At 72.1% G+C, this 11873-nt stretch carries 13 protein-coding genes; 1 reads left to right on the forward strand and 12 read right to left on the reverse strand.

Annotated features, from left to right (window positions below; genetic code table 11):
* Positions 1–152: 152 nt before the first annotated feature.
* From GWI24_RS30905 to GWI24_RS30935, 7 genes are all read right to left on the reverse strand, one after another.
* The gene (locus GWI24_RS30905; RefSeq protein WP_308344142.1) at positions 153–779 is read right to left on the reverse strand and encodes a hypothetical protein; all 627 of its coding nucleotides are present in this window, start codon (positions 777–779) and stop codon (positions 153–155) included.
* Positions 776–1930, reverse strand: a complete 1155-nt coding sequence (locus GWI24_RS30910) for an ROK family glucokinase (RefSeq protein WP_210949180.1) — start codon at positions 1928–1930, stop codon at positions 776–778. Before GWI24_RS30910 ends, GWI24_RS30905 begins: the two co-directional genes overlap by 4 nt.
* 247 nt (positions 1931–2177) lie before the next feature.
* Positions 2178–3035: an ATP-binding cassette domain-containing protein gene (locus GWI24_RS30915; protein ID WP_210949182.1), complete on the reverse strand. Its 858-nt coding sequence runs from the start codon at positions 3033–3035 to the stop codon at positions 2178–2180.
* Positions 3032–4084 (reverse strand): ABC transporter permease, encoded by a 1053-nt coding sequence (locus GWI24_RS30920; RefSeq protein ID WP_210949184.1) that lies wholly within the window; start codon positions 4082–4084, stop codon positions 3032–3034. Before GWI24_RS30920 ends, GWI24_RS30915 begins: the two co-directional genes overlap by 4 nt.
* Positions 4081–5070 (reverse strand): sugar ABC transporter substrate-binding protein, encoded by a 990-nt coding sequence (locus GWI24_RS30925; RefSeq protein ID WP_210949185.1) that lies wholly within the window; start codon positions 5068–5070, stop codon positions 4081–4083. Before GWI24_RS30925 ends, GWI24_RS30920 begins: the two co-directional genes overlap by 4 nt.
* Before the next feature lie 248 nt (positions 5071–5318).
* On the reverse strand, positions 5319–6086 hold the full coding sequence (locus GWI24_RS30930; protein ID WP_210949208.1) for a GntR family transcriptional regulator: 768 nt from the start codon (positions 6084–6086) through the stop codon (positions 5319–5321).
* A 111-nt stretch (positions 6087–6197) separates the two neighbouring features.
* The gene (locus GWI24_RS30935; protein ID WP_308344143.1) at positions 6198–6725 is read right to left on the reverse strand and encodes an ABC transporter ATP-binding protein; all 528 of its coding nucleotides are present in this window, start codon (positions 6723–6725) and stop codon (positions 6198–6200) included.
* 35 nt (positions 6726–6760) lie between these two features.
* On the opposite strand from GWI24_RS30935, the gene GWI24_RS30940 reads away from it, so the two are divergent.
* On the forward strand, positions 6761–7147 hold the full coding sequence (locus tag GWI24_RS30940; RefSeq protein ID WP_247617104.1) for a hypothetical protein: 387 nt from the start codon (positions 6761–6763) through the stop codon (positions 7145–7147).
* Positions 7148–7269: 122 nt separating this feature from the next.
* On the opposite strand, the gene GWI24_RS30945 is transcribed toward GWI24_RS30940, so the two are convergent.
* The 5 genes from GWI24_RS30945 to GWI24_RS30965 all read right to left on the reverse strand — a co-directional run bounded on the left by GWI24_RS30945 (position 7270) and on the right by GWI24_RS30965 (position 11751).
* Positions 7270–7926 (reverse strand): hypothetical protein, encoded by a 657-nt coding sequence (locus tag GWI24_RS30945; RefSeq protein ID WP_210949187.1) that lies wholly within the window; start codon positions 7924–7926, stop codon positions 7270–7272.
* Between the two features lie 155 nt (positions 7927–8081).
* Complete coding sequence (locus tag GWI24_RS30950) at positions 8082–8738, reverse strand: TetR/AcrR family transcriptional regulator (protein ID WP_210949189.1); 657 nt, start codon at positions 8736–8738, stop codon at positions 8082–8084.
* A 118-nt stretch (positions 8739–8856) separates the two neighbouring features.
* Positions 8857–9717, reverse strand: a complete 861-nt coding sequence (locus tag GWI24_RS30955; RefSeq protein ID WP_210949190.1) for a transporter substrate-binding domain-containing protein — start codon at positions 9715–9717, stop codon at positions 8857–8859.
* A 193-nt stretch (positions 9718–9910) separates the two neighbouring features.
* The gene (locus GWI24_RS30960; protein ID WP_138916971.1) at positions 9911–10564 is read right to left on the reverse strand and encodes a bifunctional 4-hydroxy-2-oxoglutarate aldolase/2-dehydro-3-deoxy-phosphogluconate aldolase; all 654 of its coding nucleotides are present in this window, start codon (positions 10562–10564) and stop codon (positions 9911–9913) included.
* A gap of 218 nt (positions 10565–10782) precedes the next feature.
* Positions 10783–11751, reverse strand: a complete 969-nt coding sequence (locus GWI24_RS30965; RefSeq protein ID WP_210949192.1) for a sugar kinase — start codon at positions 11749–11751, stop codon at positions 10783–10785.
* Between the last annotated feature and the right edge of the window lie 122 nt (positions 11752–11873).

Here is an 11873-nt window from a genome sequence, read left to right on the forward strand (position 1 = left end):
GGTGGTGCCCAGCGACGGTCCGAGGACGAGCACGGGCCCGTCCTCGGGGCCGTCGGTCCGGTACTGAAGTGTCTTCGTCTCGCTCACCCGAAAACGGTATCCGACACGGGTGGCGGGGTTTTCGGGCGCGATGTACCCAGGATGTGAAGGCCTTACGGCGTGACCGTGGAGACCACGTAAACCTTCGGATGCGCCGGGTTATCGAACTTGACCGTGATCCTCAGCTTGGGTTGCGGATCTTGTCGCTTGATGACCATCCCGGCCCAGTCGTGACCGGGTGCTCCGACCTGCCAACCGACCTTCCGCGCCTGCCCTTTGGTGATGGTCACCTCGCCCTCGTCCAGGGCGGAGCGGCGGGTGCCGAGCTTGGTCAGGAAGGAGTCGAGGCCATCGCGGGACGTGACGAACTGCACGTACAGCGAGCTGACCTTCCAGGAGTTGGTCTCGTAGAAGGCGACCTTCTTGGAGTACGGCGGCACCGGCACGTCGTATATGCGCCGCTGCACCCGGGTCGGGTAGCCCGCGCTGAGGCCCTTGGCCGACGCCGCCTCCGCCTTGTCCTCACCGCCGTTGCGGCTCTGGAGGGCGGAGATCACCAGATAGCCCGCCGGGATCGCGATCAGCAGGAAGACGACCAGGGCCTTGAGCCAGCGGCGGGGCGGACGGCCGCCACCGGGCATGGGCCCGCCGGACGTGGGGCCGCCCGGTGTGGGACCGCCGGGGCGCATACCGTCGGCCGGGGGCATCGCGGCGCCGGGCCGCTGGTCGGCGGCGGTCACTCGCGGCCTGCCTGGCCGCGCGGCGCCAGCCGCAGCGGGGAGGAGGACCCGGCGCGCTCATAGCGCTCGACGCGGCGGCGGTTGGCGCGGCGGAAGCGGCGGGCGACCAGCCGGGCGAGGTCGGCGGCGCCGACCATCCCGGCCTCGGGGCCCAGCTGCGCCTTGACGATCCGGGCCTCCGGCCGGTAGCCGCGGCCGGTGAGGGTGCGCCGGAAGGCGTTCCGGGCGGGGTCGATCAGCAGATCGTCGGCGGCGCTGACGCCTCCGCCGATGACGAAGCAGGAGGGGTCGAGGGCGGCCGCGAGATTGGCGATGCCGACGCCGAGCCACTGGCCGATGTCCTGGAGCAGTTCGACGCACATGGCGTCGCCCTGGCGGGCCAGCTCGGTGATCAGCGGCCCGGTGATCTCCTGGATGTTGCCGCCGACCCGGTCGTTGATCCCGTACGCCACCGGCGATTCGGCGGCGGCCAGTTCACGGGCCTCGCGGACCAGGGCGTTGCCGGAGCTGTACTGCTCCCAGCAGCCGCGGTTGCCGCAGGGGCAACGGTGGCCGGCCGGGACGACCTGCATATGGCCGAACTCCCCGGCGACCCCGTACTTGCCGCGCTTGACCTGGCCGTCCTCCAGGATCGCGCCGCCGATCCCGGTGCCGAGGGTGATCATGACGAGATGGTCCTCGTCGCGTCCGGCGCCGAACCGCCACTCCGCCCACGCGGCGGCGTTGGCGTCGTTGTCGACCAGGACCGGGACGGCGAGCCGCTCCGCGAGCCGGTCGCGCAGCGGTTCATTGCGCCAGGACAGATGCGGGGCGAACAGCACGCGGTTGCGGTCGGCGTCCACCCAGCCCGCGGCGCCGATGCCCACGGCGTGCACATCGTGCCGGTCGGAGAGGTCCAGCACCAGCTCGGTGATGGTGTCCTCGACGACCTTGGGGCTCTTCGACTTGTCCGGCGTCTCGGTGCGCAGCTTCTCGAGGATGTTGCCGTCGGCGTCGACGACCCCGGCCATCACCTTGGTGCCACCGATGTCGATGCCGACCGTGGGCACCCGGGGCGCGCTGAGATGCGAGCGGCGCTCGCGGGTGCCGACGGTCCGCAGCACGGTGGCCCGGGCCGAGCCCCGGTGCACTCGTTCGCGGTAGATGCTCATCGGCCGGCCCCCTCGCCGGTGTGGGGGGTGCGGTCGCTGCGGGTACGTGCTCGCAAGAGTTCGTCGTCCCTGCGGGGGTCTCGGGAGGCCGCGGGGCCTCGGGTGCGTCGGTCGTGGCGGGTGTGGCCCGCCGTGCGATTGTGCCTCACCCGTGCCTCATGCCGCATGACGAGCCTACGGCGCGCGGCCCCCAGGAAGCACCGGAACACGGCCGACGACCCGGCCGGTCAGCCCTTGGCGACCCCTCTCAGCCCTTGGCGACCCCTCCCGACAGATCGGGGGCGGGGGTGCGGGCCAGCTCATGGCTGAGCTGCTCCAGCTCGCTGCCGCCCGCCATCTGCCGGGTGAGCTCCTCCAGGGCGATCTCGTCCTTGGCGTGGCTGCCCGCCATGGCACCGCGCTTGAGCAGCACGAAGCGGTCGCCGACGAGATAGGCGTGGTGCGGGTTGTGGGTGATGAGGACCACGCCGAGGCCCGCGTCCCGGGCGGCCGCGACGTACTTGAGCACGACCCCGGACTGCTTGACGCCCAGCGCCGCCGTGGGCTCGTCCAGGATGAGCACCTTCGCACCGAAGTGGACGGCGCGGGCGATGGCCACGCACTGGCGCTGGCCGCCGGAGAGGGTGCCGATGGGCTGGTCGACGTCGCGCAGATCGATGCCCATGCGCAGCAGTTCGCGGTGGGTCGTGGTGCGCATCGCCTCCACGTCGAGGCGGCGGAGCGGTCCGCGGCCCTTGTGGATCTCCGAGCCCAGGAAGAAGTTCCGCCACACCGGCATCAGCGGGACCACGGCGAGGTCCTGGTAGACCGTGGCGATCCCGCGGTCGAGGGCCTCGCGCGGGGAGCCGAGCCGGGTCTCCTCCCCCTCGATGGCGAGGGTGCCGCCGTCGTGCTGGTGCAGCCCGGCGACGATCTTGATGAGGGTGGACTTGCCCGCACCGTTGTCCCCGAGGACGCAGGTGATCTCCCCGGCGTGCACCTCGAGGGAGACGCCGTCCAGGGCCTTGACGTTGCCGTAGTACTTGCTGATCTCGCTCAGCGCGACCAGGGCCGCCCGGGGTGCCGGAGAGGTCTGAGATGCCTTGGATGTCTGGGACGCGCTCATTTGCTCTCCTCCGCCCGCTTGCGGACCCACCAGTTGAGCAGCGTGGCGAGCAGCAGCATCGCTCCGAGGAAGAACTTGAACCAGTCGGCGCCCCACTGCGCGTAGACGATGCCCTTGTTGGTCATGCCGAAGATGAACGCGCCGACGGCCGCGCCGACCGCCGAGCCGTAGCCGCCGGTCAGCAGACAGCCGCCGATGACCGCCGCGATGATGTAGAGCAGCTCATTGCCCACGCCCTCGCCGGACTGGACGACGTCGTAGTTGAACAGCAGATGCTGGCCGGAGATCCAGGCGGCCAGCGCGACGCCCAGATAGAGGCCGATCTTGGTGCGCTCCACGGGCACGCCGACCGCGCGGGCCGCCTCCTTGGCGCCGCCCACCGCGAAGATCCAGTTCCCGGCGCGGGTGCGCAGCAGGATCCAGGTGGCGAGCGCGATCAGGGCGAACCACCACACCACGGTGATCTGCACTTCGACATCCCCGATGGTCAGATGCGAGGCGAAGACCTTACGGGCGGAGGGGAAGCCCTCCATGTCGGAGATGCTCTTGGTGGAGACGGTGTCGCTGATCAGCTTGGTGAAGCCGAGATTGCAGCCCTGGAGGATCAGGAAGGTGCCGAGCGTGATGATGAAGCTCGGCAGATTGGTGCGGACCAGCAGATAGCCGTTGAAGAAGCCGATCGCGAGGGTGGCCAGCAGGGACACCCCGACGCCGACCCACACGTTCGCCGTCATCTGGTACGAGAACATCGAGGAGATCAGCGCCGAGCTGGTCACCAGGACCCCGGTCGACAGATCGAACTCCCCGCCGATCATCAGCAGCGCCACCGGCACCGCCATGATCCCGATGGTCGAGGAGGCGTACAGCACGGTGCTGAAGCTGGACCACTGGAGGAAGGCGTCGGCGACGACCGAGAAGAAGACGAAGACGGCGACGGCGCCGACGACCGCGCCCAGCTCCGGACGGCCCACCAGCCGGCGCGGCAGCGAGCCGCGCACCGGCCGCGGGCTCGACAGCGTCTCCTCGGCGGGCGGTGCCTCCGCGCTCATCGGGTCCCCCGCTTCGTGTACGACGCGAGCTCGGCGGCGTCGTCCTTGGTGATGATCTGCGGACCGGTGAGCACCGGCCTGCCGCCACCGAGCACATCGGCGTTGTAGCGGTTGAGCCACAGCAGATCCACGGCCTCATAGCCCTGGAGATACGGCTGCTGGTCCACGGCGAAGCCGAGCGTGCCGTCCTGGAGCGCGGCGGCGACCTTGGCGTTGAGGTCGAAGGTGTCGATCTCGGCCTTGCTGCCCGCCTGGTCGGCGGCCTTGGCGGCGGTGTCCGCGAAGGGCGCGCCGAGGGTCAGCACGGTGTCGATGCCCTTGTCCGACTGGAGCTTGGCCTCGATCGAGGACTGCACATCGGGCATGTTGGTGCCCTCGACGTAGATCTTCTCCATCTTGCCGTCGAAGGTCTTGGCCGCGCCGTCGCAGCGCTGCTCATGGCCGACGTTGCCCTGCTCGTGGAGCACGCACAGCGCCTTCTTGCGGCCCCGCTTGTTGAGCTCGTCGCCGACGGCCTCGCCCGCGATGGTCTCGTCCTGGCCGACGTGGGTGAGCGCGCCGAACGCCTTGGACACCTCGGAGCCGGAGTTGACGGTGATCACCGGTATCCCGGCCTTGCGGGCCTTCTTCACCACGGACTTCATGGCGTCGGGCTTGGCGAGGGTGACGATCAGGCCGTCGACCTTCTGGTCGATGTAGGACTGGACCAGCTGGGCCTGCTCCTTGCCCTCCTCGTTGTGGGCGTAGAGGAACTTGATGTTGTCCTTGACCGCGGCCTGCTTGGCGCCGCTCTGGACGATGTCCCAGAAGGTGTCCCCGTCTCCGGAGTGGGTGACCATCGCGAAGGTCCACTTCGGGGTGTTGACCGCCGCGCGTCCCCCGCCGGCCGCCTCCCGCGCGGCCCGCTCCTCGGCCCGCTTGCCGCCCGTATCGCTGCAGCCCGCCAACGCCGTACCCAGCACCGCCGCGAGCACGGCGGCGGTCATCGCGCGTGCCCCTCTCCGCACCGTCGCCACGAAGGCCCGCCCTTCTCACTGTGAGTTCGTCCCGCTGTCACCTTCGCGGCCGGGCACCGCATGATCGGTCCCGGCCGCCGCCCAAGTATCCGTCACCGGTCATCGCCGGGGCTGCCGGGGTGGGCGGGGGCCCGGCGCCCGTACGGCTTGAGGACTTGTAGCCGGGGACGCGGGACACGTCAAGGACAAAGGGCGCGACACAAGGCGCGAGGCAGCGCTCAGGGGCGTACGAGCAGCTGGAACTCGAAGGCGTAGCGCGAGGCCCGGTAGGTGTGGGAGCCGAACTCCACGGCCCGGCCGGTGTCGTCGAAGGTCGTGCGCTCCATGGTCAGCAGCGGCGCGCCCTCCGGCTCACCGAGCTGCTCCCCCTCCTCGGCGTTGGCCGCGCGGGCGCCGACCGCCTGGCGGGCGCTGTGCAGGGTGATCCCGGCCGCGCGCATCAGCCGGTAGAGCCCGGTGTCCTCCAGCTCGGCGCTGTCCAGCTTGAGCAGCCCCACCGGGAGGTGGTTGCGCAGATGGGCCATGGGCTCGCCGTGCGCCAGCCGCAGCCGCTCGATCAGCACCACCTCTTCGCCCTCCGCGACGCCGAGCGCGGCGGCGACCTGGGCGGTCGCGGGCTCAGTGGTGTTCCGCAGCACCTGGGTCGCGGGGCGCTGACCGGCCGCCTCCAGGTCGTCGTAGAGGCTGCTCAGCTCCAGCGGGCGCTTGACCTGGCTGTGCACGACCTGGGTGCCCACGCCCCGGCGGCGCACCAGCAGCCCCTTGTCGACCAGCGACGAGATGGCCTGCCGGACGGTGGGGCGGGACAGCCCGAGCCGCCCGGCCAGCTCGATCTCATTGCCCAGCAGGCTCCCGGGCGCCAGCCGCCCCTGCTCGATCGCCGCCTCGAGCTGCTGGGACAGCTGGAAGTACAGCGGGACCGGACTGCTGCGATCGACGCTGAGCTGGAGCGCCTCCGCCCCGCCCGAAGCGTCTTCTTCCTCCATAGCCACGGGCCGAGGGTATCCGGATGAGCACATGACGGGAAGTCGTGAAGTTCTGTTGTCAGGACAAACTACGCACAGGTGATCAGTTGGAGCCGACAACGCTGTCAGCCGTCACGGCCACGGCCGCCCACCACTGTCCGCCCCCGGCCGGCACCGGGAGCGGCGCCCCGGCCCGACCTGGACCTCGGGCGGGCGCCGCGTACCGGCGTCCATCGCGAACGGACAGCGCGGCCGGAAGCGGCAGCCATCCCCGGCCACCACCTCGCGCCGCTCGGCGTCCCGCCGCGCCCGCGCCGCCAGCCGCGCCAGCCGCGCCGCCCGCGCCACCCGCGCCACCCGCGCGGCCCGCGCGGCCCGCACCTGCTCCCGGCTCGCCCCGGAGCTCGGCGCGGCGGCGGCCAGGAGCTGGGTGCAGGGGTGGCGCGGGGCCAGGATCACCTCGTCGCCGGGGCCGCGCTCGACGATCTCGCCGCGGTACATCACCATCACCTCGGACGAGAAGTGCCGGGCGGTGGCCAGATCGTGGGTGACGTAGAGCAGCGCCGGCCCCCGCTCCTCCTTCAGCCGGTCCAGCAGCCCCAGGATCTCCAGCCGGATCGACACATCCAGCATCGACACCGGCTCATCGGCCAGCAGCACCTTCGGCCGAACCGGACGGCGCCGAGATCCTCGCGGTGGACGGGCGCGGCCGCCCGACGCTGCTGCTGCGCCGGACCGGGGCGGGGTCGGTGGTCTTCCGCACCTGTCCGGTCGAGCACATCGCGGCGGTCACCCCGCGCGTCAACCCCGAGGCCACCAGCGCCCGCTACGACGCGCTCGCCGCCCACGCGGGCGTCCGACGCCCGGTCACCGTGGAGGACCCGGGTCGCGGTGGACCGGCTGGTGCCCGAGGACGGCCGGATCTTCGTCCGGCCGGTCAGCCAGGCGCGGGCGGAGCTGACGGTCAAACGGTGGTCGCGGACGGCGTCCGGCTGCTCTCGCTGGAGGGCGCGGCGGCGGACACGGTCGTTCCGCCGCCGTACGGGGTGCGGGTGCTGCGGCTCGCGGACGCCGCCCGCTAAGGGGTGTCCGGCGGATCGTTACGCCTGCCGCGGGCCGTTCCCCTCCCCGCCCCTTCCCGCAGCATCGATATGCGGCTCCGCCGCCTGGTCCGCCGGACACCCCGGTCCGCCGCCCGCCTGCGTCACGCGCCCGCCTGCTCGCGCAGCTGGGCGGCGGACCGGGCCAGCCGTATGGCGCCGACCACCGGCAGGGTGAGCGCTATCAACAGGGAGCCCACGAACGAGGGGGCGCTGATCCCGTCGAACGCCAGGGAGAGCGCCACCGCCAGGACCGGCACCGTCGCCAGGGGCGACAGGACGAACAGCGTGGCCTGCCGCTTCTCGCGCCGGGCCCAGGGCGCGGACCGCCACAGCCGGACGAGCGCGCCGAGGGCGGCGACCAGCCCCAGGGGTATGCCCACGCCCGGGACCAGGCACAGCGGTACGGGCAGCACCGCGAGGCCGAGCGTCACCCAGGTGGCACCGGCGTCCTCCGGCTCGGGCGGGATGCCGCCGGACTCCTCGGCCAGCGCGTCCGCCGCGATCTCCTCCGGGGTCCCGATCCAGTCGAGCACCTGCCGCACCCGCTCCTCGCCGATCGCGGAATCGCCGTCCCCAGCGGCATCCTCAGCGGCATCCCCAGCGGCCTCCTCGCCGAGGTCGTCCGCGAGCGCCGCCGCGATCTCCTCGCGCAGGTCCTCCAGCAACTCCTCCCGCCACGCGGCGGGAAGCGCCGCGGTCCGCCGCTCGACCGAGGACAGAAAGGTCCGCACGAGGGGGTGGCTGAGGGGGCTGCTCATGTCGTCTCTCCGGGGCGAGGAAACGGTCACCGGTCCAGGGCATTACAACCGGCATCCGTCAGCGTGTAGCACCCGCACGAGGGCCGCGCCCGGATTCGCGCAAATGCGCATCCCGCTGTGTTCGACAGGCTAATGGGCGAGGCTTATGAGCGAGGCTAATGGGCCGCCGCTCCCCCCGCGCCACGGGTCATGAGCCGGTCCAGTTCGGTCCCGGTGAGCCCGTCGGGCAGCGGGACGGTGTCGGGGCGGGCGCGCAGACCGTCCAGGACGAGCGCGGCGATACGGCGGGCCGCGCGCCCCCAGGCGTCGGGCGGGAGTTGGGCGTGAGCGAGCATCGCGCCGGTGACCACGAGGTCGGCGGCGGTGGCGTCGGGGCGGATCGAGCCGTCGCCGACACCCCGCTTCAGGACCGCGGCCAGCGACCGGGAGATCCGCGAACCGAGGGGGTCGGCCTCATCCGCCAAGAGCGGGCCCGGGGCACCGAGCAGCGGCAGGGCGAGATGGTGCCGTTCGGCGAGCAGCCCGTGCAGAAAACCGGCCAGCGCGTCCAGCGGCGGTGCCGCGCTGTCCTCGGCCTCCTGGGCGAGGGCGGCCACGAGTTCGTAGGAGCGGTGGACGACGGCCGCGTACAGCTCCTCGCGGTCGGCGAAGTTCCGGTACAGCGTGGCGATGCCGACCCCGGCCTCGCGCGCCACCACGTCCAGTGGCACGGCGGGCCCGTCACGGAGCAGAACCCGCTCGGCCGCGTCGAGGAGGGCGGCGCGGTTGGCGACGGCGTCCGAGCGGCGGCGCGCGGGCTGGGCGGGACTCATGAGGCCATCTTCCCGCTCCGGGCCCGCCGGAAGGGCGACGGACGCGAGAGTCGTACGGGGATGCCCAGATTTTCAGCCGCCCTGTCACTCTCGTGTCCGCCGCCGCGTCACCGCCGCATCATCGCTTCATCCACTCATTTTCGTACTTCTTGTACGTACCGTCGTGGGTGGCCAGATGGACCCACTGATCGACGTACTCCTTGAACTGGGCGTCGCCGCGCGGCAGTACATACGCCTTCTCGGAGAAGGAGAACGGCTCGTCGGGGTGGACCGCGCACAGTTCCGGGTGGATCGCGGACTGATAGCGGGTCTCGCTGGCGTCCGTCATCATCACATCGGCACGGCCCGCGATGATCTCGTCGAAGATCGTCGTGTTGTCCGGATGGACGGTGAGGGTGGCCTGTTTGATATGGGCCCGGGCGAACTGCTCATTGGTGCCGCCCGGGTTGACCACGACTCGTACGCCGGGCTGGTCGATCTCCTCCAGCGTCCGGTACTTGTCCTTGTCCCCGCAGCGCACGATCGGCGTCTTGCCATCGGTGAGGTACGGCTCGCTGAAGGACGCCTTACGGGCGCGGGCCAGCGTCACCGACACCCCGCCCATGCCCACGTCGCAGCGCCCGGCGGCGAGGTCGTCCACCAGGGTGGCCCAGGTGGTGGGCACGTATGTCGGCTTCGCGTCCAGGCTCTTGGCGAGGTCCCCGGCCATCTTGATGTCGATACCGGTGTAGGCGCCGGACTTGGAGTCGCGATGGCTGAAGGGCCGGTAGTCGCCCGTGGTGCACACCCGCAGCACCCCGCGCTCGGGCACCCGGTCCAGCAGGGTGCCGCGCTGCTGCCGGGCGCGGCCGGCGGCGCTCGCCTGCGCCGACTCGGCCTTCGGCTCGGGCTTCGAGGTCGTGCCGACGGCCAGCGCCGAACCGGCGGCGGTGGCGGCGAGTACGGCGGCGAGGGCGGACAGCGTGACGGTACGTCTCACGGCACCTCCTGGGCGCGGGCGGGCGGCCGCTACGAGCCGCATGATCACAGCGCGCTCAGGGTGGCAGAAGTCCCGGCCCACGGGAAGCCGTTGACCCCCGGATGGGATACGCGGGACGAACGCCGTGCGGCGGTCCGTACGAGCCGCGTCGCGTTCCCGCCGTCAGGACGGGTCGCGTACCGCCGTCAGGACGTCAGTACGGCTCGTGCGCCGAGTCCAGCGGAGGTGCCACATCCGCGAGGCGGGCCAGCAGTTCGGCGGCGCGCTTGCCCACGGTGTCCCGGTCGCCCTCGGACAGCGCCGAGCCCATTCCGCAGGCGACGGCCCCGGCCGCGACCCAGTCCGGAGCCTCGGCCAGGGTCACCCCGCCGGTGGGGACGACGGCGGCCTGCGGCAGCGCGGCCCGTACATCGCTGACCCATCTGGGCCCGTAGGCGGAGGCGGGGAAGAGCTTCAGGGCGTCCGCGCCCAACTCCATCGCGCGCACCGCCTCGGTGGGTGTGGCCACGCCGGGGAAGACCGGCAGACCGTAGCGGTGGCCGGTGCGGATGACCTCGGGGTCCAGGCTCGGCGAGACGAGGAACCGGGCGCCCGCGTCCACCGCCATCCGGGCCGAGGCGCCATCGAGCACCGTGCCCGCGCCGATCACCGCGTCATCGCCGACCTCCCGGATCAGGGTGGTGACCGCCTCCAGGGCGAAGGGCGTGGTCAGCGAGATCTCCAGGCTGGTGATCCCGGCGGAGAGCAGACTGTCCGCCGTGGCGTGGGCGTGGTCGTAGCTGTCGCTGCGGACGATGGCGAGGACGCGCTGCGCGAGCGCGGCCCGGGTGATCTCCCAGCGGTACACGGCGGTCGCCGCCTTCCTCTCCCAGGTGCTGCTGGCGATGCCGCCCCGGATTGCCTCCGGGATATGCGGCGGTTTCGGTGTGCGGTGGACGATACGCGGTGCTGTGCTGCGCTTGGTGGATCGGTATCTGGGTTGTCCGTCTTACCGGTGCTGCTCTGTGTTGTTGTGATGTGCGCGGCCTCCGGGCCCTGCGGGCGGGCCGTGGTGCCGCGGCCGGTTCAGCGATACACCGCGTCCCCGCCCTTGGACAGCTCGGCGAGCGCCCGGTCCCGCGCGGCGGCGGTGGGCAGCCCGTCCGTATCGGTGGCGGCCTGCACGACCAGGGCGGCCACGCACGCCGCCTCGGCGAGCGCCTGGTCCTCGTGCAGCCCGCGCAGCCGCGCCGACAGATAGCCGGCCGCGAAGCCGTCACCGGCGCCGATCGGGTCGACGACCGGCACCGCGTGCGGCGACTGGTCCCAGCCGCCGTCCGCGGTGAGGACGGTCGAGGAGTGGTCGGTGCGCTTGATCACGACCTCGTCGGCCCCGCCGCGCAGCAGCTCCCGCGCGGCCTCGTCGGCGGGTTGGGCGGTGAGCAGCTCCAACTCCTCCTCCCCCGCGAGGACGATGTCGGCGTCGCGCAGCAACGGGCCCGCCGTCTGGGCCCACTGCGCCGCGCCGCCCAGCTTGTGCCGTACGTTCGGATCGAAGGACACCTTGGCCCCGGCCTCACGAGCCAGCTCCACCAGGCGGCGGCTCGCGGCCGCCGCGGTCGGCGAGAGCATCGGCGTGATCCCGGACAGATGCAGCAGTTGGGCGCCTTCGAGGGCCTCGGGGCGTATCTGCTCGGGCGTCAGCCGGGAGGCGGCCGAGCCCATGCGGTAGTACTGCACATCGATGGCGCGGTACGCATGGCTGTCCCGCATCAGCAGCCCCGTGGGGGCGTGGTCGTCCACGATCGCGTGGGCGACGTCCACACAGTCGGCGCGCAGCTCGCGCAGCACCGCCTCCCCCGCGGGGTCGGCGCCGACCCGGCCGAGCCAGCGCACACCGTGGCCGAGCCGGGCGAGGCCCACGGCCACATTGGATTCGGCCCCCGCGACCGACCTGCGGAAATGCACGGCCCGGTCCAGCGGAACCCCGGGTTCGGCGAGCAGGAGGAGCATCGCCTCCCCGCATGTGACCACTTCCGGACCCTTCGCCACCATGCCTCCCCGCACGTCCGCTGCTACCGAGACGGTATCGGGAAGCAACGACAATGGCCCGCGCGGGGTTCCCGGGGTCTGCGGCCGTTACGTTCCCGGGATCTGCGGCCGATACGGGGCAGTGG

Source organism: Streptomyces sp. MK37H (genome assembly GCF_018035285.1).
Lineage (GTDB): Bacteria > Actinomycetota > Actinomycetes > Streptomycetales > Streptomycetaceae > Streptomyces > Streptomyces endocoffeicus.